This window comes from Acidisoma sp. 7E03, assembly GCF_054665075.1.
Genome location: NZ_BAAFHE010000004.1, coordinates 295,150 through 315,732 on the forward strand (window position 1 = coordinate 295,150; position 20,583 = coordinate 315,732).

Sequence of the window (20,583 nt, forward strand, 5' to 3'; positions counted from 1 at the left end):
GACAGGGCTGTCAATCTTCCCCTGCAGGGCCGTTATTTGGCGCGAGACTGCAAATAGGCAGGCCAATAGCCGAATTGACTGACGTCTTCCGCAGACTCCGTCTGTGCGCCGCCCTCGCAGATGAAGCCGAGCGCCGCTTCGCCTGCTGCGAGCTTCACCTGGCCGAGGCCGAGGGGGGAGGCGATGCCGCTGAGGAAGGTGCCGAGGGCATCGGCCGGAAGCGACCAGATCTCGCCGCGAATGGTGGCGCCGCCCTCCCCGATGTCGATGAGGCCGGGCCGGAGAATCTTCCCAGGAATCGCCACCATGCGGTAGCGCGGCGCCGTCACGCAGCCGCGCACGAAGCGCCCGCCCAGCGCCTTGAGCTGCGGATTGAGCGGCTGACCCGTGAGATGCGCCCCGAACACGGCAAGTTCGACGCGGGGGTGGATGATGCCGGCTGTCGCCGAGAGGCTGGCGGACGGCTGGCCGATGCCCGTGGCGCCGAGCGGGCCACCCGTCGCCTCGTGCAGGCGGTGGGCGAAGCTCGCGAGCAGCCCGTCATGCCAGGCGGGGCCGATGAGGCTGATGCCGACGGGAAAGCCGCTCGCCTTGAACCCGGACGGCACGGCGATCGCCGCGAGATCGAGCAGATTGGTGAAGTTCGTGTAGTAGCCCAGATCGCTGTTGCGGGCGATCGGTGCGGCGTCGAGATCAGCCAGGGAAAAGGCCGTCCCCGTCGTCGGCACGAGCAGGAAATCGGCCTCATCCCATACCGGCCTGATCTGCTGCGCCAGTTCCTGCAGACGGTATTGGGCACGAAACAGATCCACGGCGGAGGGGCCGATGCCCTTCTCGATGACGGCGCGGGTGACGGGATGCAAGGCGTCCGGCTCCGCCGCGAGCATCGGGCCGACCGCCGCTGCGCGTTCGGCTGTCCAGGGGCCGTAGAGAAGGTTGGCCGCTTCGACCCAAGGGGAAAAGTCGATTTCCAGCTTCTGGCCACCGAGCGCTTCGACGCGGGCGACGCTTTCGTCGAACAGGCGGGCGGCTTCGGCGTCGCCGAAGAATTGCAGATCGGCGGGCCGGGGTACGGCGAAGGTGAAAGCGGAGGGTGTCGGCCGCAGGCCGGGCCGGAAGCCGGCAGGCGCCGGGCGGGAATAGGCGTCTTGGGGGTCGAAGCCGGCGCCGACATCCAGCACCAGGAGCGCATCGGGCACGGTGAGGGCGAAGACCGAGAGGCAATCGAGAGACCGGCAGGCCGGCACCATGCCGCGATTGCTCAGCAGCCCGCGTGTCGGCTTGAGGCCCACGAGGTTGTTGAAGGCCGCCGGCACGCGGCCCGAGCCCGCCGTATCGGTGCCGAGCGCGAAGCTGACGAGCCCGCGCGCCACGGCGACGGCCGAGCCGGAGCTTGACCCGCCTGGGACCATGAGCGGATCGAAGCTGTTGCGCGGCACGCCATAGGGCGAGCGGACGCCGACCAGGCCGGTCGCGAACTGGTCGAGATTGGTCTTGCCGATGACGATGGCGCCCGCTGCGACGAACTGCTCGACGACCGGGGAGGAGGCAGTCGGGTGATAGGTGAAAGCGGGGCAGGCCGCCGTAGTGGGCAGGCCCGCGACGTCCACGTTGTCCTTGACGGCAAAGGGAATGCCGTAGAGCGGCAGGTGGGCGGCATCTGGCCCGCGGCTGGCGAGAGCATCGGCCTCGGCGAGAAGCTCCGCGTCAGGCCGGCGGGCAATCCAGATCGCCGGGTCGTTCGCCGCCGCGATGCGGGCGAAGATCTCTTCGACGACGCGGCGTGGCGTCGTCTCGCCGGACGCGTAGGCGGCCCGCAGACGGGCGATATCCAAGGATAATTCAGGCATGGCCGACCCCGATGACGATAGCTCGGGATCGACCATACAAGATCAGTGCCAGAATGGCATGGGCCGCCCGCTGGCGGCGCAGCATTCGCCGGTCAGCGCGGCGATAGCACCATGATCATCTGGCGGTTTTCCATCTTCGGCATCTGCTCGACCTTGGTCTGCTGATCCATATCCGCACGGATACGTTCCAGCACGCGGATGCCGATGTCCTGGTGCGCCATTTCACGACCACGGAAGCGGAGCGTCACCTTCACCTTGTCGCCCTCTTCGATGAAGGACTTCATGGCGCGGAGCTTCACTTGGTAGTCGTTCTCGTCGATGTTCGGGCGCACCTTGATCTCTTTGATCTCGATGACCTTCTGGCGTTTCTTGGCTTCGTTCTTCTTCTTTTGCTGCTCGTATTTGAACTTGCCGTAGTCGAGGATCTTGACGACCGGCGGCTCTGCGTTCGGGCTGATCTCGAGAAGGTCGAGGCCGACCGAGAAAGCACGCTGCAGCGCGTCACGCGCGCTCATCACACCGATCATCTCGCCGTCCTGATCGATCAGACGGACCTGGGGCGAGCGAATTTCCTCATTCACACGGGGGCCGTCACCACGCGGCGGCGTCGGAGCTTGGGGTGGCCTAGGGATGGAGCTCTCCTGTCGAAGTTGGGAACATCATAAGCAGAGCGGAACGACCGGGAAAGCCCCTGAGGGGATTCCCGAACGCTCCGCCCGGATGCTGCCTATATCGGGGATCGACGGCCCCCTTCGCAAGGGGGCGCGGGATCAAGCCTGCCCTGTTCTCAAAGGTGCGACGCCGTCCGCTGATCGGGCGGCAGGGCCTCGGCCGCGAGAGCGGCGACCGCGGCATCGAGGGCCATCACCTCCTGGCCTTCGCCGCCAAGACGGCGCAGGCTGACTTCGCGGCGCTCCGCCTCCCGCCGGCCCACCACCGCGATGACCGGAACATGGGCGAGGGAATGCTCGCGCACCTTGGCGTTGATCTTCTCATTGCGAAGGTCGGTCACGGCCTGGAGCCCCATGGCCCGCATTTCTGTCGCGACCTCCTCGGCATAGTCGTTCGCGTCCGAGACGATGGGGGCGACGACCACCTGGACGGGCGCGAGCCACAGGGGGAAGCGGCCCGCATATTGCTCGATGAGGATGCCGAGGAAGCGCTCGAAGCTGCCCAGGATCGCGCGGTGCAGCATGACCGGGCGGTGCTTCGCCCCATCCTCGCCGATGTATTCTGCATCCAGCCGCTCGGGCAGGATGTAGTCGACCTGCAGCGTGCCGCACTGCCAGTCCCGCCCGATCGCGTCACGCAGGACGAATTCCAGCTTGGGGCCGTAGAAGGCGCCTTCGCCGGGATTGTCTTCATAGCCGATGCCGGCTTCACGGCAGGCCTGGTGCAGCGCCTTCTCGGCCCGGTCCCATTGGGCATCCGTGCCGGCGCGGGTCTCCGGCCGGTCGGAGAACTTCACCCGGAAGTCTTCGAAGCCGAGATCGCGGTAGACGGAGGAGAGCAGCGTCACGAACCGCACGGTCTCCGCGCCGATCTGATCCTCGGTGCAGAAGATATGGGCGTCGTCCTGCGTGAAGGCGCGGACGCGCATGATGCCGTGCAGTGCGCCCGAGGGCTCGTAGCGATGGCAGGAGCCGAATTCGGCCATCCGCCACGGCAGTTCGCGGTAGGAGCGCAGGCCCTGGTTGAAGATCTGCACATGGCAGGGGCAGTTCATGGGCTTGAGCGCCAGCATGACGTCCGGCTCTTCATCCACCGTCGCCACGAACATGTTCTGGCGGAACTTTTCCCAGTGGCCGGAGGCTTCCCAGAGCGCGCGATCGACGAGTTGGGGCGTCTTCACCTCGTCATAGCCAGCCCCTTCGAGGCGGCGGCGCATATAGGCTTCGAGGGTACGATACAGGCGCCAGCCCTTCTGGTGCCAGAAGACGGAACCTTGCGCCTCCGACTGCATGTGGAAGAGGTCCATAGCCTTTCCGATGCGGCGATGGTCCCGCCGCTCGGCCTCTTCCAGCATCTTCAGATAGGCATCCAGCTCCTTCTGGTCGCGCCAGGCGGTGCCGTAGATGCGGCTGAGCATGGCGTTGCGATGATCGCCGCGCCAATAGGCGCCGGCCACCTTCATCAGCTTGAAGGCCGTGCCGACGTCGCCGGTGTCGCGCATATGGGGACCGCGGCAGAGGTCGATCCAGTCGCCCTGGCGATAGAGAGTGATCGTCTCCGTCACCGGCAGATCCTGGATCAGCTCGGCCTTGTAGCGCTCCCCCTTGTTCCGGAAGAAGGCGATGGCCTCGTCCCGATCCCAGACCTCGCGCGTGAAGGGTGCACGGGCGGCGACGATCTCCCGCATCTTCGCTTCGATCTTTGGCAGATCTTCCAGCGTGAAAGGCTCGTTGCGCGCGAAGTCGTAATAGAAGCCGTTTTCGATCGCAGGACCGATGGTGACCTGGGTGCCCGGGAAGAGCGCCTGCACGGCTTCGGCCAGGACATGCGCCGTGTCGTGGCGGATCAGCTCCAGCGCTTCCGGGTCTTTCCGCGTAATGAAGGCGAGGCTGACGTCCTGGTCGATCTCGCGGGCGAGATCCATGACCTTTCCGTCGACGCGCATGGCGAGTGCGGCGCGCGCCAGGCCGGGCCCGATATCGGCCGCCACCTGGGTGCCGGTGACGGGACCCGCGAAGTGTCGCACGGAGCCGTCAGGCAGGGTGATGGCGGGCATGGCAAATCTCTCGGTTAAGGCCGCAAAGAAGGGAAGGGCGCCTATCTAGGGTGCAGGCCCGGATGGCCGCAACCCTCAGCCGGTCAGCCCTGCTCCGTGGCGGGTTCGGCAAGCGGCCCGAGGGCGGCGGCGATGCCGAAGGGGCCGGGCAGGGCGCCTTTCGGGAAGAGCCGATTCACGTGGCCCATCTTGCGGCCGGGCCGCGCTTCCGCCTTGCCGTAGTGGTGCGGAATGAGGCCGGGCGTCGCGACGATCGCAGGCCATTGCGCCATGTCGTCCGGCCCGATCAGGTTCTTCATCACCGCGTCCGAATGTCGGGTTGCGGCGGGCAGAGGCAGGCCGGCGACGGCGCGGACATGCATTTCGAACTGCGAGGCCGGGCAGGCATCCATCGTCCAGTGTCCGGAATTATGCGGCCGCGGCGCGATTTCGTTCACGCGCAGGGCGCCGTCCCGATCGACGAACATCTCGACGGCCAGGAGGCCGACGAGGTCCAGCGCTTCGGCGACGCGCCGCGCGAGGCCTTGGGCCTCGGCCGCCGTTTCCTCGGGCACGCGGGCGGGGGCGAAGGTGAGGTCGAGGATGCCGTTCTTGTGGCGGTTCTCGACAGTGTCGAAGCTTGCTATCTCGCCATCCGCCCCGCGCGCCACGACGACGCTGACCTCACAGGCGAAATCGACGAAGCCTTCGAGGATGAGCGGCTTGGGCGCAAGCTGCGCGAAGGCGGCATGCGCCTCCTCGGGCGTCGCGACCCGGGCCTGGCCGCGGCCGTCATAGCCGAGGCGGCTAGTCTTGAGGATGCCGGGCAGGCCGATGCTGGCGATCGCGGCATCGAGGCTCGCGCCATCCGTCACCTCCGCCCAGGGAGCGGTCGGCACGCCCGCGGCGTTGAGGAAGGATTTCTCGGCCACACGATCCTGGCTGATGCCGAGGATCTTCGGCGACGGATGCACGGGCTTCAGCTCGGCGAGCAGGGCGAGCCCTTCGGCGCTGACATTCTCGAACTCGAAGGTTACCACGTCCACGGCATCGGCAAAGGCGCGGAGCGCCGCCGGGTCCTCATAGGCGCCGAGGGTGACGCCGGCGGCAACCTGCGCCGCGGGTCCGTCCGCTTCCTGCGTGAGCACGTGGGCGCGATAGCCGAGGCGGGCGGCGGCGATGGCCGACATGCGACCGAGCTGCCCGCCGCCGACGATGCCGATGGTGCGGCCGGGTGCCAGCATCAGGCGGCCGGCTCCTCTTCCGGGGCATCGGCCACGGCTTGGGTCTGTGCCGCACGCCAGGCTTCGAGCCGCGCCGCGAGCGGCGGGTCGGAGAGCGCGAGAATGGCGGCTGCGGTCAGCGCCGCATTAATAGCGCCGGCCCGGCCGATGGCGAAGGTCGGCACCGGGACGCCGCCGGGCATCTGGACGATGGAGAGCAGGCTATCCATGCCCTTCAGCGCGTGGCTTTCCACCGGCACGCCGAGGACAGGCAGCAGCGTCCAGGCGGCGCACATGCCGGGCAGATGGGCGGCGCCGCCGGCGCCGGCGATGACGACCTTCAGCCCCCGGTGCTGCGCCGTCTTCGCATAATCGGCCAGCCGGTCCGGCGTCCGATGGGCGGAGATGATGCGCGTCTCGTAGGGCACGTGCAGGGCCGTGAGAATCTCCACGGCGTGCCGCATGGTCGCCCAGTCGGACTGGCTCCCCATGATGACACCGACGAGGGCCGGCGGCGTGACGGCCCCATGCGGGGCGCCGTGGGGATGATCCGAGGTCATGGGGGTCCGTCAGGCGATGTTGTCAGGGATGAGCCGGCTTTCGAGCCGCGCAATCTCGTCCTTCAGGCTGAGCTTGCGCTTCTTCAGCCGCTGGACGTTCAGCTGGTCCTGCGCGCCGAGCTCGCTCATCCGGATGATCACCGTATCCAGGTCGCGATGTTCGCTGCGGAGCTCATGCAGGCGGCGCAGCAGCGTGTCACGGTCAGAGAGCATGAGGGGTGCTTATCATGGGCGGTGAGCCGGTCATACCCTTGTGCGTTGCACCCATGCAATCGCGATCATGTGCGTGAATCTTTTGTGGAAAGTTGAGCCCGGGCGGCAGTAGCCTCATGGGGCTGTCCGGGCCTGATCAGGCCGGGCAGCCTCAACAGGATGCTTGTAAGAAGGGAGATCCCTATGAATTTGCAGGCTCGTCTGGATACCCTCAAAGACCGTCATGCCAGCCTCGAGGCGCGTCTCGCCTCGGAAGACCGCCGGCCCGCGCCGGACGCGGACACGATCACCTCTCTCAAGCGCGAAAAGCTTCGACTGAAGGAAGAAATGGCCCGGCTCTCGGGCAGCGCCCATTAGCGGCGCCGACACCCCCCACAACGAGAAAGGGGCGGGTCCTAGGGCCCGCCCCTTTTTCGTATCCAGATCCCGCTTTGCTCAGGCCGCGTCGTTCTCGGCCAGCGGCGGCGGGGGCGGCGGCACCTGCCGACCCTCGCGGATCAGCCGCTCGTTCGCCTGGTTCACCGCGTCGTTCAGGTCGCTCTGCTTGCAGAGGCCGAGGATGACGGGATCGCGCGGCTTGATGTTGGCGCTGTTCCAGTGGCTGCGCTCCCGCACCTTCTGGATCGTCTCCTTCGTGGTGCCGAGCAGCTTCGCAAGCTGCAGCTCCGAGAGCTGCGGGAAGTTGCGGAGCAGGAAGGCGATCGCGTCCGGCCGGTCATTACGCTTGGCGACGGGGGTATAACGGCCGCCCTTGGTCTTCTTCGACGTCGGGACGGCGGACGGCAGGATACGCAGCCTGGCGCTCGGATCGGCTTCGCAGCGCGCGATATCTTCGGCGGTCAGCTGGCCGTTGGCGACCGGATCATAGCCCATGATCCCCTGCGCCACTTCGCCATCGGCAATGGCCTGCACTTCGAGCGGATGCATGCCGCAGAACTCGGCGATCTGGTCGAAGGTCAGAGCCGTCTTGTCGATGAGCCAGACGGCCGTGGCTTTGGGCATCAGAGGCAGGGTCATTGTCGAAGCACCTAGTATCACCCGCGTGAGCGCGGATGTGAGGTAAGCAGTTCATGTCCGGATCAGAGCCGATATGGACGCCGCTCCCTCCACCGGTCAAGTCGCGAAAACCTGTTATGATTGTGGGGCAGAGGCGCCTTTCGGGGGCATCCCGCCGGCGGAGGCCGGCGGCATGCCCGGGGCCGGCGCTGCCGTTTCGCTGGCAAAAAGCAGCATGCGGAAGCCGTCCCGCTCGAAGGCGTGTTCCGGCTCTTCGATCATGCCGATACCGGCCAGGAGGGTGCGGGAGGCGAGGTTGCTCTCCCGCGCGACCGCGACGATACGGCCCAGACCCCGCCGATCATGGCCGAAGCGGAGCGCCGCCATCGCGGCCTCCCGCGCCAGGCCCTGGCCGCGCGCTTCCGGCCAGAAGGCGAAACGCAGCGCCATCCCACGGCCATCTGCTCGGCCGACGATGCCGGCGATCCCGTAGAAGGCGTCGGTCTCCGGATCGTGTGCCGACCACATGCCAATCCCCTGCGCCCCCCAGATGCGGATGTCGGCGGCCAGTTCCTCCTGCGCCTGGAGAGGGGTGCGCACCCCGCCCAGCATCATGGCGAAGGCGCGTGGATCTGCTTTGAGGGCTGCGATCTGTCCCGCATCCCAAAGCGAGACGGGGCGCATGACGAGCCGGCCGGTGCGCAGCACCCAGGCCGGGTTGCACAGGGGTTCAGACCCTTGGGCCTCGGTCTCGCTCACGGGAAACCACCTTGCCGCCGGACGGCGCGGGACAGGGCCCCGCGCGCCGGACTAGCGTGCCAGAGGACGATATTTGATGCGGTGCGGCTCGGTCGCCTTGTCGCCGAGACGACGTCGCTTGTCCTCTTCATAGTCCTGGAAGTTACCCTCGAACCACTCGACGTGGCTGTCCCCTTCGAAGGCGAGGATGTGGGTCGCCAGACGGTCGAGGAACCAGCGATCATGCGAGATGATGACGGCGCAGCCGGGGAACTCCGACAGCGCGTCTTCGAGGGCGCGCAAGGTGTCGACGTCGAGGTCGTTCGTCGGTTCGTCGAGCAGGATGACGTTGGCTTCGCTCTGCAGCATCTTGGCGAGGTGGACGCGGTTGCGCTCACCGCCCGAGAGGATGCCGACCTTCTTCTGCTGATCCGAGCCTTTGAAGTTGAAGGCGCCGACATAGGCGCGGGAGGCGACGGTGCGCTTGCCGAGATGGATGACGTCCGTGCCGCCGGAGATTTCCTCCCAGACCGACTTGTTCGGGTCCAGCGCGTCACGCGACTGGTCGACATAGCCGAGCTTCACCGTCTCGCCGATCTTGAGGCTGCCTTCGTCCGGCGTCTCCTGGCCCATGATCATGCGGAAGAGCGTCGACTTGCCTGCGCCGTTCGGGCCGATGACGCCGACGATGCCGCCCGGTGGCAGTTTGAAGTTCAGACCGTCGATGAGCAGCCGGTCGCCGAAGCCCTTCTTGAGGTTTTCGGCCTCGATCACCGTGCCACCCAGGCGAGGGCCGGGCGGGATGACGATTTCGGCGACGCCAGTCGCGCGTTCCTGGCTCGCCTGCAGCATCTCCTCGTAGCGCTTGATACGCGCCTGGCTCTTCGTCTGGCGGGCACGCGGGGAGGAGGCGATCCACTCCTGCTCGGCCGCGAGAGCCCGCTGGCGCGCCGTCTCTTCCTTCTCTTCCTGGGCGAGACGCTTCCTCTTCTGCTCGAGCCAGGAGGAGTAGTTGCCCTCGAAGGGGTAGCCGCGGCCGCGCTCGATCTCGAGGATCCAGTTGGTGACGTTGTCGAGGAAGTAGCGGTCATGGGTGATGATCATCACCGTGCCGGCGAATTCCCGCAGCGTGTGCTCCAGCCAGGCGACGCTTTCGGCATCGAGATGGTTGGTGGGTTCGTCGAGGAGCAGGAGGTCGGGCTTTTCGAGCAGCAGACGGCACAGTGCGACGCGGCGGCGCTCACCGCCCGAGAGCTTGGTGACCTCGCTGTCGGCCGGCGGGCAGCGCAGCGCGTCCAGCGCGATCTCGATGCGCCGATCCATCTCCCAGCCGTCGCCGGCGTCGATCTTTTCCTGGAGCTGCGCCTGTTCGGCGAGGAGATCGTTCATCTCCTCCTCCTCCATCGGCTCCATGAACTTCTCGGAGATCTCGTTGAAGCGGGCGAGCGCCGCCTTCACCTCGGCGAAGGCTTCGGCCACGTTCTCACCCACCGTCTTGGTGGGATCGAGCTGCGGCTCCTGCTCGAGATAGCCGACGCGCACGCCGTCCGCCGCCCAGGCCTCCCCCCCGAATTCTTTCTCGACCCCGGCCATGATCTTGAGCAGGGTCGACTTGCCGGCGCCGTTGACACCGAGCACGCCGATCTTCACGCCCGGCAGGAAGGAAAGGGTGATGCCCTTGAAGACCTCGCGACCGCCCGGGAAGGCCTTGGTCACGTCCTTCATCACATAGACATACTGGTAGGCGGCCATGGCGATCTCCGTGCGTGCGGGGTTGCCGTGCTCTAGGGACTATCGGGGGCGGGGGCAACTGCTCAAGCGGCATAGGCCCGACTGCGCCCGGCAGGACTCGAACCCGCAACCAAGCCGTTATGAGCGGCCCGCTCTAACCATTGAGCTACAGGCGCAGGGGTGCGGGTATCTCCCGAAGGGCCGCCCCTTGGCAAGCGCCGCCATGCGCGGTCAGCCCCTTTCGCGAAACGGGGGATTGGGAGAAACTTTCCGACAATCGAGGGAGAGAAACCTTTTCATGTCTTTCAGCGTCAGCCGGCAGCGCGCCGCCGCGCAAGCCACGGCCCCGAGCACGGGCCGCATCGTCATGGCGAGCCTCATCGGCACCACGGTCGAATTCTACGACTTCTATATCTATGGTACGGCGGCCGCCCTGGTGCTGGGGCCGGTGTTCTTCCCGTCCAATGTTCCACAGAAGGACCAGGTGGAGCAGCTGGCGGCCTTCCTCACCTTCGGCATCGCCTTCCTGGCGCGTCCGGTGGGCGCCTTCCTCTTCGGCCATTTCGGCGACCGCTTCGGCCGCAAGTCCACGCTCGTCGCCTCCATGCTGGTGATGGGCATCTCCACCACGCTGATCGGCCTGCTGCCGAGCTATGCGACCGCCGGGCTGCTGGCGCCGCTGCTGCTGTGCCTGATGCGGCTCGGTCAGGGCATCGGGCTGGGTGGCGAATGGGGTGGGGCGGCGCTACTCGCGACCGAGAATGCGCCGGAGGGGAAGCGCGCCTGGTTCGGCATGTTCCCACAGCTTGGCCCCTCCATCGGCTTCCTCATCTCGAACGGGGTCTTCCTTCTCCTCTTCGCGCTCCTGAGCAACGCGCAGTTCCTCGCCTGGGGCTGGCGCATCCCCTTCCTGGGCAGTGCGGTTCTGGTGGCGATCGGCCTCTATGTCCGCGGCCGGCTGCCGGAGACGGTGGCGTTCGCTCGCGCTCAGGCACGGCACGAGCAGCTGCGCCTGCCGTTGACGGCGGTGATCACGGGGCACTGGCCCACCCTGCTGCGCGGCGCCTGCGCCATGGTCGTCTGCTACACCCTTTTCTACCTCTCGACCGTCTTCGCGCTCGGCTACGGCACCAAGGTCGGGCATATTCCCCGCACCACCTTCCTTGGCCTTCTCTGCCTCGCCATCCTCGGCATGGCGGTGGCGACGCCGATCGCGGCTGCGCTCGCCGACCGCTTCGGCCGCCGCCCGGTCCTGCTCTCGGCTGCCGCTGCCGCCGCGATCTCCGGCTTCCTGGTGGCGCCCCTGCTCGGCAGTGGCAACCCGACCCTCATCCTGATCTTCCTCGTCGTCGAGCTTGGGCTGATGGGCTTCACCTTCGCCCCAATGGGCGCGCTGCTGCCGGAGCTGTTCCCGACCAATCTGCGCTATTCGGGCGCGGCCGCCGCCTATGCGCTGGGCGGCATCCTCGGCGGATCGCTCGCCCCCTACATCGCGCAGAAGCTGGTGCCGTTGGGCGGCCTGCCCTGGGTCGGCTATTACGTTACGGCCGCCGCGCTCGTCAGCTTCCTGGCCGTCCTGCTCACCCCCGAGACGCGCGGGCGGGATTTGACGCGCAGCTGACGGCGTTTCGGCTTGGCAAGAGGAGGCGAATGAAGGAGGGTGCGCCCGTTCAAACCTCCTTCGCAGTTCCGGAGACCGTCATGGATGTGAGCAAGATTCCCACGGGCAAGGCCCCCCCGGGCGACGTCAACGTGGTGATCGAAATCCCGCAGGGTTCGGCGGTGAAATACGAGATCGACAAGGAAAGCGGCGCGATCTTCGTCGACCGCTTCCTCTTCACGCCGATGGCCTATCCGGCGGCCTACGGCTTCATCCCGAACACCCTGTCGGAAGACGGCGATCCGGCGGATGCGCTGGTTCTGGTGCCGACGCCTGTGGTGCCCGGCGTCGTCATCCGTGCGCGGCCGATCGGCGTGCTCTTTATGGAAGACGAGTCCGGCAAGGACGAGAAGATCGTCTGCGTGCCGCACGACAAGGTGCATCCGCAGTTCAAGGACAATGCGGAGCTCTCGACGCTGCCCGAGATCACCCGCAAGGCGATCGAGCACTTCTTCACCCGCTACAAGGATCTCGAGCCTGGCAAGTGGGTGAAGGTCGTGGGTTGGGGTGACAGCAAGGCCGCGGAAGAGGCCATCTCCGCCGCCATCAATGCCTATGAGGCCAGCAAGTAACGACCTCTCCGTCTTGTGCGGGCCTGCCGCATGAGGATGGCTTAGAGTTGGAAGGGCGGCCCTGGCGATGGGGCCGCCCTTCTCGTTTGGAGGCTGCCATCGGCGAGCTGACGATCACGCTGGACCGGACGCAGGCGGAAGCCGCGGTGGAAGAGGGCGCGCGCCGCTATTTCGCAGAAACCCGGAGCCGCATCGGCCCCTTCATCGACCGGCATTTCTCTCTCTCCGGCACGCTCGCCTTGCATCGCGCCGCCGTGGGCTGGGATATCCTGCGCGCACCCGCCAATCTCACCCTCGCCCTGCCGCAGCTTGCCCTGCAGCTCGGGGCCAAGGCGGCCGGACGTGTGGGCGCTACGGGCATGGAGAAGCGGCTGGATCGTTCGATCCTGATCGAAACCGCGCTCGCCCGCGAAATCGAATGGCTGATCACGACCGAACTTCTGGAACTGCCGATCCGCCAGAAGCGGCGGGAGAGCTGGCGGGACGGCTTGTCGCGCGCGATCTTGGAAAGCCCGCAGGTGGCGGGCCCGATGCAGGCCATGCTGCTGGCGCTGGGCGCACATGGCGCCGACCCTGCCTTTCGCGAGCGTCTGCGGCGCGCCATGCTGGAATACGGGCTGACCCGCAATGCCGCAGCCGAGATCACGACCGGCCTGATCAATCTCGGCGCCGGCGCGCTCGCGCTGCAGAAGATGACGCCGGGGGCAGTCTCCCTCGGCCCGGCCCTCGCCTCGGCGCTCTCTCAGAAGGCGGCGGTCGGCGCCTTCCCCTTCGGCTCCTGGCTGGGCTCCGCCTGGTACGCGCTTTTTCCCGTGGCCCCCGGCATGGGTTTCGTCGCGACGACGACGGGCGGGGTGATGCTCGCCTCGGCGGCGCTCGCCGCCTTCGCGGGCGTGATCTCCGATCCCATCCAGCGGGCGACGGGGATGCATGCGCGCAGGCTCACCCGCATGGTGGATGCCTTGGAGCGCCAGTTCTTCGACCCCAAGGCGGCGGGCTTCGCGGTGCATGACCACTACGTCGCCCGGCTGCTCGACCTTTTCGACATCCTCGGCGCCGCGCTACGCATCGCCGCGCGGTGAGCGGGGCTCAGGCTTGAAGCACCGCCTCCGCGACGTCGATCTTCCGCGGGATGAGATGCAATCCTGCGAAGACGTCCGCGATCGTCTGCTGGTCGGCGATGATCTGCGGCGTGATCGGCCCGACGCCATATTTCTGGCGGGTGAACCAGACTTTCAGAACCTGAGGGGACACCCCGATGGTCTTGGAGAGATCGCTCGCGATTTGATCGAGATGGGCCGGCTCCCAGTCCTCGATCGCCTGGACGGCGCCGAGGGCGGCCTTCACCACGTCACCATGATGAACCGCCACATCCCGGCGGGTGAGATAGAAGGCGCGGTTGGGCATGAGGCCGGTGCCGTCCGTCAGGATCTTCGCCCCCTGCACTTGGGCGGCGGCCTCGAAGGGGTCCCACACCGCCCAGGCATCGACCGCGCCGGATTGCAGGGCGATGCGGCCGTCCGATGGCTGGAGGTAGATCGGCGTGATGTCGCCCCAGCTCAGGCCCGCATGCCGGACGGCCGCGACCAGCAGATAATTGGCGCTGGAGCCCTTCGCGACGGCGATCTTCTTACCCTTGAGATCAGCGGCGGTGTGGATAGTGCTGTTCGCCTCGGTGAGGATGGCGACCGAGCGCGGGGAAGGATTGGTGGCCGCGGCATAGACCACGGGCACGCCCGCGGCCTGGGCGAAGATCGGCGGTGGCTCACCCGTGAAGGCGAAATCCACGGCGCCGTCATTCAGCGCTTCCAGGATCGGCGGGCCCGAGGTGAAGATGGCCCAGTCCACCTGGTAGCCGAGCGGCTTGAGGCGCTGCTCCAGCAGCCCCTGCGCCTTGAGGAGGGAGAGGGCGACGGAGGCCTTTTGATAGCCGACGCGGAAAACCTTCCCCTCCGCACGGGCGCGGGTCGCATATCCTGCGAGCGGCAGTGTGGCGGCACCGCCGAGGAATGTCCGTCGTGCCAAGGCCATGCTGAGTCCTCCAATCCCTATCCACAAAATAGGATATTTCCATCGTCCTTTGCCGCATAGTACGAAATGAATCCGTGCATTTCCGCCGCTTCTTCCGCGGGGCGATGGATGGCGCTATGCGAGCGCCGGATCGGCAGGAGGGCGAGCGATGGCGGAACGGGGTTCGGCACTGGTGCTGTTTTCGGGCGGGCAGGACTCCGCGACCTGCCTAGCCTGGGCCTTGGCGCGTTTCGACCAGGTGGAGACGATCGGCTTCGATTACGGCCAGCGCCACCGCGTGGAACTGGACGTCCGCCCGGCGGTGCTCATGCGGCTGCGCGCGACGTTTCCAGATTGGGCGGCGAAGCTTGGCCAGGATCACCTGATCGATGCCCGCATCATCGGCTCGCTCAGCGAGACCGCGCTGACGCGCGAGACCGAGATCGCCATGCAGGCGGACGGCCTGCCCAATACCTTCGTGCCGGGGCGCAATCTGCTCTTTCTCACGATGGCCGCGACCGTCGCCTATCGGCGCGGCATCAAGCACATCGTGACCGGCGTCTGCGAGACGGACTTTTCCGGCTACCCCGATTGCCGGGACGATACGATCAAGGCGCTACAGCTGGCGCTGAACCTCGGCATGGACCGCCGCTTTGTGCTGCACACGCCGCTGATGTGGATCGACAAGGCGGAGACCTGGGCACTGGCCGAGAGCTTGGGCGGCGCGCCACTCGTATCCCTCATCAACCGCGAGACGCACACTTGCTATATGGGGGACCGCACAACCCTCCACCCCTGGGGCTATGGCTGCGGCCACTGCCCGGCCTGCGCGCTGCGGGCCGAGGGCTGGGCTCGCTACACCCAGGCCCGATAGCCGTAGGGTGGGCTTCTGCCCACCCTAGGCGTGACGACTACGGCAGCAGGCTGCGCGCACTCGCCTGACGCTCAGCCTCCTGCGCCGCCTTGAGCATCGCCTTGGTGTACATCAGCGCATGGGTTGCGAGGTCCATGCTGTCGTCCCAAAGGTTGCGCCAGATGCCCAAGATTCCTTCCAGCGGTTGACCGACCACGCGGGAGGAGAAGGATTCGAAGGTGATCGGACCCTGGTAGCGCGCCTTGACGAGAGCACGGAACACTTCGGTGAGGTTGATCGAACCCGAGCCCATATAGCCGCGATGCGAATCCCCCGTGTGGAAATAGCCGATATACTCGCCCGTGCCGATGATGGCCGAGGGCACGTCCGATTCCTCGATGTTCATGTGATAGACGTCGAGATGCGCGCGGACGTTGGGCAGGCCGATGCGCTTGCACATCTCGATCGCCTGCGCCGCCGTGTTCAGCACGTTGGATTCGTAGCGGTTCACCACTTCGAGGCCGAGGACGATGTTGCTGCGGGCCGCGATCTCACCGACATGATGCAGCACCTCGACGGCTCGGGCGACGCCTTCTTTCGTGGTGGGCACGCTGTATTTCTGGAAGGCGGAATGCAGGATGCCGCAGAGATGGGTGGCCCCGAGGTCGCGGCAGAGCGCGATATAGTCTTCCAGCCGCTGCTGGCCGCGCTTCGTTTTGTCCGCATCGTTGCTGGAGATGTCGGTCGCGTCGTCGAGACCGAAGGACATGGTGGCGCCGAGCCCCGCCTGCTCCAGCTGCCGGCGCGTATGGGCGACGTCGACTATCTTCGGGTCCATCACCGAAAGCTCGATGAGATCGAAGCCGACCTCGGCCGTGCGCGCGACGGCGCGGGTGCATTCCTCATGGCTCCATCCCTTTTCCCAGACGAAGGCATGCACACCGAGTTTGTTCATGGAAGCTATTCCTTTATTGTCAGATCAGGACGCGCCGACGATATGGGCGACGACGGCGTTCATGCTGGTTTTAGCGATGGCTTCGTCGGCCACCACCTGGCCCTGGCGGAGGGCGACGATACGGTCGCAGACCGCGAAGACATCCGTCAGCCGATGGCTGATGAGGATGACGGCGATGCCCTGGCGCTTCATCTCGCGTACCAGATCCAGCACGTGCTCAACCTCACGCACGGCGAGGGCAGCCGTCGGCTCGTCCATGATGACGAGTTTCGGCGCGAAGGTGAGTGCGCGGGCGATGGCGACGGATTGCTGCTGCCCGCCCGAGAGATGGCCGACGAGGTAATGCACCGAGGGTAGGCGGGCGCCGAGGCGCTGGATCATGGCCGCCGCTTCGCGCTCGATCCGCGCACGGTCGATCACCGGCACGCCAAGCACGCGGCGTGTCGGCTCACGGCCGAGGAAGATGTTGGAAGCCACGTCCTGCTGCTTCGCGAGTGCGAGGTCTTGATAGATCATCTCGATGCCGAGAGCGCGAATCTCGCCGGGGCCAAGGCTCGCCAGATCCTGCCCGGCGAAGCGGATATAGCCTGCTGTCGGGCGGTGAATGCCGGTGATGGTCTTCATCAGGGTCGATTTGCCGGCGCCATTGTCACCGAGGAGGGCCACTGCCTCCCCAGGAGAGACGGAAAAGGTGACGCCACGCAGGGCTTCCACGGCACCGAAGCTCTTGCGCACGCCGTCGAGTTCGAGAAGGCTCATGACCGCCCCCTGCCACGGTTGATCTGGTCGAGCCAGACGGCGAGCACCAGCACCGCCCCGATCGCCATCTGCTGGTAGAAGGAGGAGACGGCGAGGAGGTTCAGCCCGTTCTGCAACACGCCCATGATGAGCGCGCCGATCAGCGTTCCCATGACGCTGGCGCGTCCGCCGAAGAGGTTGGTGCCGCCGAGGATGGCGGCCGTGATCGCCGTAAGTTCGTAGCTGGTGCCGGCCGTCGGGTCCCCGGAATTGACGCGGGCGGCGAAGATGAGCCCGGCGATACCCGCGAGCAGGCCCGACAGCGTGTAGAGCGCGATCCTCTGCCGTTCCACCCGGATACCCGTGGCGCGGGCCGCCGTTTCATTGTCACCGATGACCAGCGTGTAGCGGCCGAAGCGCGTGCGCGACAGGATGAAATGGGTGATGGCGGCAAGGGCGAGGAAGAGGATCGCCGGCACTGGAATCCCGAGCGGCCGCCCTTGGCCGAGCCAGATGATGGGCGCCGGCAGGCCATAGACGGGTTGTCCGTTGGTCAGCACCAGGGCCGCCCCGCGCGCGACGCCGAGCATGCCGAGCGTCACGATGAAGGCCGGGATCCGCGCCCGCGCTATGAGCAGACCGTTGATCACGCCACAGAAGGCGCCCGCGGCGAGGGCCATGAGGATGGCAAAGGGCCAGGGCAGGCCCGCGGCGTTCACGGAGAGCGCGGAGACGACCGCGGCGAAGCCGAGGACGGAGCCCACGGACAGGTCGATTCCGGCAGCGGCGATGACGAAGGTCGAGCCGAAGCCGAGAATGCCGATCACCGAGGTCGCCAGCAGGATGTTGAAGGCGTTCGACAGGCTGAGGAAATAGGGGGAGGCGATGGACAGCCCTACCACCAGCACGAGGAGCACGGCGAGACTCTCGAGCCGGATGGCGCCGCCGAGACTGCGCCAGGAGAAGGGGCGGCTTTCTGCCGCGACGGCGCTCATGCCGGGCGTTCCAAGGCGGCCCGGGCCGGCCTGAAGCCGGGAGCGGGACACCGGTCTGAGTTGTGATCCATCAACGAATACTCTCGATGATTACTCGGCTTGCGCAAGTGGGCGCGCGACGATGTGCGGCGCGCGCCCGGTGTCTCACTTGACGTATTTCAGGTCGGGCTCGGTGCCGGCGGCGAGCACCGTCTGCGTCAGCACGAGGGTCGGCACATGCACGACCTCAGGCACGTTCTCGCCCGCCAGTACCTTCTTGACGTCGGCCACCGCCTCGATGCCTTCGAGATACGGCAGCTGGGCGACGGTCGCCGTCAGCCGCCCGGCCTTGATGGACTTCACGCCGTCCACTGTCCCGTCAACACCGACGACCGTGACCTTGCCGCCGTGCCCGGCGGCGAAGACGCTCTCGACCGCGCCCAGCGCCATGGTGTCGTTGCAGGCGAAGATCGCGACGAGGTTCGGGTTGCGCTGCAGGATGTCGTTGGTGACGTTGGCGGCCTTGTTGGCGTCCCAGTCCCCCGGCAGGGAGGCCACGACCTTGAGCCCCGGCGCCACTTTCGCCAGTTCCTGCTTGAAGCCATCGGCGCGCATCTGGCCCGTGACGTTGCCGGGCAGGCCTTCAATCACCAGCACCGGCCCTGTCGTATCCTTGCCCAGATGCTGCGCCATGAAATCTGCCGCCTGCATGCCCGCATGGGTATTGTCCGAGCCGATGCGGAAAGCGACTTTGACGCCGGCCTTGGCGGTGATGGTGGGATCGAGGTTGGAGTCGAGATCGACCACAGGAATGCCAGCCTCGTTCGCCGACTTCATGCAGGGCAGGAGGTTCGAGGAATTGATGGCGGCGGCGATGAGCGCGGCCGGCTTGCGCTCCAGCATCGTCGTACAGAGGTTGAGCTGGGTTGCCGCATCCTGATCGGATTGCGCCGCCTGCTGGAAGATGGTGACGCTGGATTGGCGCCCGCCCTCGGCAATGCCTTTCGCCATCGCCCCCCAGAACGGATTGGCGAGGGTTTTCAGCAGCACGCCATAGGTCGGCGCATCGGCAGCTCGTGCGCCCGGCGGGTTGGCAAGGCCGAGGGCCAGCGCGGCGGCGATGAGCAGCATGGTCTTCTTCATGGTCGGCGTTCCTCCGTTTCTTGTTGTTATGGCAAGGCCGAGACCGTGGCAGGCTCCTCTTGGCGGGAGGTGGACGGTCTCTGAGTCGATTCCCGCACGGCGAGCGTGCAGGGCAGGCAGAGGTGACGGGGTGCCGCGCCTGGTGCCGCGAGGCGCGCGCGCAGCAACTGCCAGGCGGCGTCTGCCATGGCAGTGATCGGCTGGGCGATGGCGCTGAGATAGGGGCGCAGCACCGTCATCCAGTCGGTATCGTCGAAGGCGAGAAGCGCGACCGCTCCTGGGAAGTCGAGATCCATGGCGCGGATGGCCTTCATCGCGCCGAGGGTCGCCACGTAATTGGCGGCGAAGATCGCGCTTGGCGGATCGGCCCGGCGCAACTCCTGCTCGACGGCCGCGCGGCAGGTCTCGACGTCGAAGCCGCCGACAAGGATGCGGGCATGCGCCTCAAGCCCGGCGGCGGCCAGCTCCGCCCGGTAACCCGCGATACGCGCGCGCATATTGGCGAGCGCCGAAGAGGTGACGACGAGCGCGATGTCGCGATGCCCGAGAGCGAGAAGGTGACGGCACCCTTGGCGCGCGGCCTGCGCATTGTCGGCGGAGACGGTGTCGAAAGGGCCCGTGCCGGCGCCGCGGTCCATCAGCACGGTGGGCGGCAGCCGAAGCGGGCCTTCGCTCAAGGCCGCGACCGTGTCGCGCGCGGGCGCGAGGATCAGCCCGTCGACCTGGCGTGAGAGCAGGGTCTGCAGGCGCGCCGCCTCGCGCGACGCATCCTCGTGCGAGCCGACGAGTATGATGTCGTAGCCATCCTCGGCGGCGCGGTCTTCCAGCCGATGGACGAGAGAGGCGAAGAAGGGGTTGGTGAGATCGGGCACCATGACGCCGACGCTCTGCGAGCGGGCACCGCGCAGGCTGGCCGCGAGGCGATTGGGCCGATAGCCGGTGGCGTCCACTGCCGCCAGCACCCGCGCCCGGAGCACGGCGCCGACAGCCCGCCGGCCGCTGAGCACGTTGGAGACAGTGGCGACGGCGACCCCGGCGCGCTCCGCCACATCCCGCATCGTCGGTGTCGCGGCATCCGTAAAACGATTTTCATCGTCTTGCCGCATCGTCACCCTTGAATGATCACAGATATAGCCGTCATCGCGCATGGTTCCGCGCTTATTTCTTCTTGCCTCCACCATGCGCGTAAATCGATTTTAAGACAAGCGGGCTGTGCATCGGGGCCCATCACCCTTGGCAAGCAGTCACCCGTGACCAGCTATCCTGCGGCCGAAGGGACGAACCCCGGCCAGTCGCGCGATGAGGGCCGGTCCTTGGACAACGTCATCAATTTCGTTTTGACCCTGCTGATGCGCCTGATCGGCGCCGTCATGGCGGTGATCGGCCTCGTGGAGCATGGGCTGCGGCAGGTGCTGGCGCAGGCGGGCGTTCACGGCGAACTTCAATCCGCCGTGCTGGTGGTGGCGGCCATTCTGGTGATCGTCGCGGCGCTGCGGCTGCTCGGCGGCGTCTTCGGCTTCCTGATCACCCTGCTGCTCATCCTGATGATCCTGAATCTCCTGATGCCTGGCCTGCATCTTCCGAACAGCGCGCATATCTGACGGCCAGGCGCCCGGCGCCCGATTGCCAGACGCGCCGATATCCCCCTTACTTCGCCCCT

Annotated in this window: 21 protein-coding genes and 1 tRNA gene; 6 read left to right on the top strand and 16 right to left on the bottom strand. The window is 66.8% G+C overall.

Going from position 1 to position 20,583, the window contains the following annotated elements:
* Positions 1-32 precede the first annotated feature (32 nt).
* The 6 genes from atzF to ACYQ6W_RS08725 form a co-directional block, all read right to left on the bottom strand.
* The gene (gene atzF, locus ACYQ6W_RS08700) at positions 33-1,850 is read right to left on the bottom strand and encodes an allophanate hydrolase (protein WP_459674776.1); all 1,818 of its coding nucleotides are present in this window, start codon (positions 1,848-1,850) and stop codon (positions 33-35) included.
* A 92-nt stretch (positions 1,851-1,942) separates the two neighbouring features.
* On the bottom strand, positions 1,943-2,482 hold the full coding sequence (gene infC, locus ACYQ6W_RS08705; protein WP_459674835.1) for a translation initiation factor IF-3: 540 nt from the start codon (positions 2,480-2,482) through the stop codon (positions 1,943-1,945).
* Positions 2,483-2,637: 155 nt separating this feature from the next.
* A complete protein-coding gene (thrS, locus tag ACYQ6W_RS08710; protein WP_459674777.1) occupies positions 2,638-4,578 on the bottom strand; it encodes a threonine--tRNA ligase in 1,941 nt (646 codons plus the stop codon).
* Between the two features lie 83 nt (positions 4,579-4,661).
* Positions 4,662-5,801 (bottom strand): 5-(carboxyamino)imidazole ribonucleotide synthase, encoded by a 1,140-nt coding sequence (locus ACYQ6W_RS08715; protein WP_459674778.1) that lies wholly within the window; start codon positions 5,799-5,801, stop codon positions 4,662-4,664.
* Positions 5,801-6,340 (bottom strand): 5-(carboxyamino)imidazole ribonucleotide mutase, encoded by a 540-nt coding sequence (purE, locus tag ACYQ6W_RS08720; RefSeq protein WP_459674779.1) that lies wholly within the window; start codon positions 6,338-6,340, stop codon positions 5,801-5,803. Before purE ends, ACYQ6W_RS08715 begins: the two co-directional genes overlap by 1 nt.
* A 9-nt stretch (positions 6,341-6,349) precedes the next feature.
* Positions 6,350-6,553 carry a YdcH family protein gene (locus ACYQ6W_RS08725; RefSeq protein WP_459674780.1) on the bottom strand — a complete coding sequence of 68 codons (204 nt, stop codon included), beginning with the start codon at positions 6,551-6,553 and terminating at the stop codon, positions 6,350-6,352.
* Positions 6,554-6,736: 183 nt separating this feature from the next.
* Here ACYQ6W_RS08725 and ACYQ6W_RS08730 point away from each other — a divergent pair, with 183 nt between their 5' ends.
* The gene (locus tag ACYQ6W_RS08730) at positions 6,737-6,910 is read left to right on the top strand and encodes a YdcH family protein (RefSeq protein ID WP_459674782.1); all 174 of its coding nucleotides are present in this window, start codon (positions 6,737-6,739) and stop codon (positions 6,908-6,910) included.
* A 78-nt stretch (positions 6,911-6,988) separates the two neighbouring features.
* On the opposite strand, the gene ACYQ6W_RS08735 is transcribed toward ACYQ6W_RS08730, so the two are convergent.
* The 4 genes from ACYQ6W_RS08735 to ACYQ6W_RS08750 all read right to left on the bottom strand — a co-directional run bounded on the left by ACYQ6W_RS08735 (position 6,989) and on the right by ACYQ6W_RS08750 (position 10,194).
* Entirely contained in the window at positions 6,989-7,570 is a 582-nt protein-coding gene (locus ACYQ6W_RS08735; RefSeq protein WP_459674783.1) for a DUF1013 domain-containing protein, read from the bottom strand.
* A 114-nt stretch (positions 7,571-7,684) separates the two neighbouring features.
* Entirely contained in the window at positions 7,685-8,233 is a 549-nt protein-coding gene (locus ACYQ6W_RS08740; protein ID WP_459674836.1) for a GNAT family N-acetyltransferase, read from the bottom strand.
* Between the two features lie 126 nt (positions 8,234-8,359).
* A complete protein-coding gene (gene ettA / locus ACYQ6W_RS08745; protein WP_459674784.1) occupies positions 8,360-10,039 on the bottom strand; it encodes an energy-dependent translational throttle protein EttA in 1,680 nt (559 codons plus the stop codon).
* Positions 10,040-10,121: 82 nt separating this feature from the next.
* A tRNA-Ile gene (locus ACYQ6W_RS08750) sits at positions 10,122-10,194 on the bottom strand.
* A 122-nt stretch (positions 10,195-10,316) separates the two neighbouring features.
* Between ACYQ6W_RS08750 and ACYQ6W_RS08755 the strand changes: the two genes are divergently transcribed.
* From ACYQ6W_RS08755 to ACYQ6W_RS08765, 3 genes are all read left to right on the top strand, one after another.
* Positions 10,317-11,639: an MFS transporter gene (locus tag ACYQ6W_RS08755; protein ID WP_459674785.1), complete on the top strand. Its 1,323-nt coding sequence runs from the start codon at positions 10,317-10,319 to the stop codon at positions 11,637-11,639.
* Positions 11,640-11,719: 80 nt separating this feature from the next.
* Positions 11,720-12,250, top strand: a complete 531-nt coding sequence (gene ppa / locus ACYQ6W_RS08760; RefSeq protein ID WP_459674786.1) for an inorganic diphosphatase — start codon at positions 11,720-11,722, stop codon at positions 12,248-12,250.
* A gap of 47 nt (positions 12,251-12,297) precedes the next feature.
* Positions 12,298-13,332 (top strand): DUF6635 family protein, encoded by a 1,035-nt coding sequence (locus ACYQ6W_RS08765; protein ID WP_459674787.1) that lies wholly within the window; start codon positions 12,298-12,300, stop codon positions 13,330-13,332.
* Positions 13,333-13,339: 7 nt separating this feature from the next.
* Here ACYQ6W_RS08765 and ACYQ6W_RS08770 read toward each other — a convergent pair whose 3' ends face one another.
* Positions 13,340-14,275 carry an aliphatic sulfonate ABC transporter substrate-binding protein gene (locus tag ACYQ6W_RS08770; protein WP_459674788.1) on the bottom strand — a complete coding sequence of 312 codons (936 nt, stop codon included), beginning with the start codon at positions 14,273-14,275 and terminating at the stop codon, positions 13,340-13,342.
* Between the two features lie 154 nt (positions 14,276-14,429).
* Between ACYQ6W_RS08770 and queC the strand changes: the two genes are divergently transcribed.
* On the top strand, positions 14,430-15,134 hold the full coding sequence (queC, locus tag ACYQ6W_RS08775; RefSeq protein WP_459674789.1) for a 7-cyano-7-deazaguanine synthase QueC: 705 nt from the start codon (positions 14,430-14,432) through the stop codon (positions 15,132-15,134).
* A gap of 37 nt (positions 15,135-15,171) precedes the next feature.
* On the opposite strand, the gene ACYQ6W_RS08780 is transcribed toward queC, so the two are convergent.
* The 5 genes from ACYQ6W_RS08780 to ACYQ6W_RS08800 all read right to left on the bottom strand — a co-directional run bounded on the left by ACYQ6W_RS08780 (position 15,172) and on the right by ACYQ6W_RS08800 (position 20,029).
* Complete coding sequence (locus tag ACYQ6W_RS08780; RefSeq protein ID WP_459674790.1) at positions 15,172-16,068, bottom strand: sugar phosphate isomerase/epimerase family protein; 897 nt, start codon at positions 16,066-16,068, stop codon at positions 15,172-15,174.
* A 24-nt stretch (positions 16,069-16,092) separates the two neighbouring features.
* Positions 16,093-16,827: an ATP-binding cassette domain-containing protein gene (locus tag ACYQ6W_RS08785; RefSeq protein ID WP_459674791.1), complete on the bottom strand. Its 735-nt coding sequence runs from the start codon at positions 16,825-16,827 to the stop codon at positions 16,093-16,095.
* A complete protein-coding gene (locus ACYQ6W_RS08790) occupies positions 16,824-17,801 on the bottom strand; it encodes an ABC transporter permease (RefSeq protein ID WP_459674792.1) in 978 nt (325 codons plus the stop codon). The genes ACYQ6W_RS08785 and ACYQ6W_RS08790 overlap by 4 nt, the downstream gene beginning before the upstream one ends.
* Before the next feature lie 144 nt (positions 17,802-17,945).
* On the bottom strand, positions 17,946-18,923 hold the full coding sequence (locus ACYQ6W_RS08795) for a substrate-binding domain-containing protein (protein ID WP_459674793.1): 978 nt from the start codon (positions 18,921-18,923) through the stop codon (positions 17,946-17,948).
* 26 nt (positions 18,924-18,949) lie between these two features.
* On the bottom strand, positions 18,950-20,029 hold the full coding sequence (locus ACYQ6W_RS08800) for a LacI family DNA-binding transcriptional regulator (RefSeq protein WP_459674794.1): 1,080 nt from the start codon (positions 20,027-20,029) through the stop codon (positions 18,950-18,952).
* Between the two features lie 144 nt (positions 20,030-20,173).
* Between ACYQ6W_RS08800 and ACYQ6W_RS08805 the strand changes: the two genes are divergently transcribed.
* Complete coding sequence (locus ACYQ6W_RS08805; protein ID WP_459674795.1) at positions 20,174-20,524, top strand: hypothetical protein; 351 nt, start codon at positions 20,174-20,176, stop codon at positions 20,522-20,524.
* Positions 20,525-20,583 lie beyond the last annotated feature (59 nt).

Coding starts and splice junctions, on each gene's coding strand:
- purE (WP_459674779.1), bottom strand. CDS start 6,340: ATGACCTCGGATCATCCCCACGGCGCCCCGCATGGGGCCGTCACGCCG.
- ACYQ6W_RS08780 (WP_459674790.1), bottom strand. CDS start 16,068: ATGAACAAACTCGGTGTGCATGCCTTCGTCTGGGAAAAGGGATGGAGC.
- atzF (WP_459674776.1), bottom strand. CDS start 1,850: ATGCCTGAATTATCCTTGGATATCGCCCGTCTGCGGGCCGCCTACGCG.
- ppa (WP_459674786.1), top strand. CDS start 11,720: ATGGATGTGAGCAAGATTCCCACGGGCAAGGCCCCCCCGGGCGACGTC.
- ACYQ6W_RS08730 (WP_459674782.1), top strand. CDS start 6,737: ATGAATTTGCAGGCTCGTCTGGATACCCTCAAAGACCGTCATGCCAGC.
- ACYQ6W_RS08735 (WP_459674783.1), bottom strand. CDS start 7,570: ATGACCCTGCCTCTGATGCCCAAAGCCACGGCCGTCTGGCTCATCGAC.
- thrS (WP_459674777.1), bottom strand. CDS start 4,578: ATGCCCGCCATCACCCTGCCTGACGGCTCCGTGCGACACTTCGCGGGT.
- ACYQ6W_RS08755 (WP_459674785.1), top strand. CDS start 10,317: ATGTCTTTCAGCGTCAGCCGGCAGCGCGCCGCCGCGCAAGCCACGGCC.
- ACYQ6W_RS08725 (WP_459674780.1), bottom strand. CDS start 6,553: ATGCTCTCTGACCGTGACACGCTGCTGCGCCGCCTGCATGAGCTCCGC.
- ACYQ6W_RS08795 (WP_459674793.1), bottom strand. CDS start 18,923: ATGAAGAAGACCATGCTGCTCATCGCCGCCGCGCTGGCCCTCGGCCTT.
- ACYQ6W_RS08790 (WP_459674792.1), bottom strand. CDS start 17,801: ATGAGCGCCGTCGCGGCAGAAAGCCGCCCCTTCTCCTGGCGCAGTCTC.
- ACYQ6W_RS08785 (WP_459674791.1), bottom strand. CDS start 16,827: ATGAGCCTTCTCGAACTCGACGGCGTGCGCAAGAGCTTCGGTGCCGTG.
- ACYQ6W_RS08715 (WP_459674778.1), bottom strand. CDS start 5,801: ATGCTGGCACCCGGCCGCACCATCGGCATCGTCGGCGGCGGGCAGCTC.
- queC (WP_459674789.1), top strand. CDS start 14,430: ATGGCGGAACGGGGTTCGGCACTGGTGCTGTTTTCGGGCGGGCAGGAC.
- ACYQ6W_RS08800 (WP_459674794.1), bottom strand. CDS start 20,029: ATGCGGCAAGACGATGAAAATCGTTTTACGGATGCCGCGACACCGACG.
- ettA (WP_459674784.1), bottom strand. CDS start 10,039: ATGGCCGCCTACCAGTATGTCTATGTGATGAAGGACGTGACCAAGGCC.
- ACYQ6W_RS08740 (WP_459674836.1), bottom strand. CDS start 8,233: ATGCGCCCCGTCTCGCTTTGGGATGCGGGACAGATCGCAGCCCTCAAA.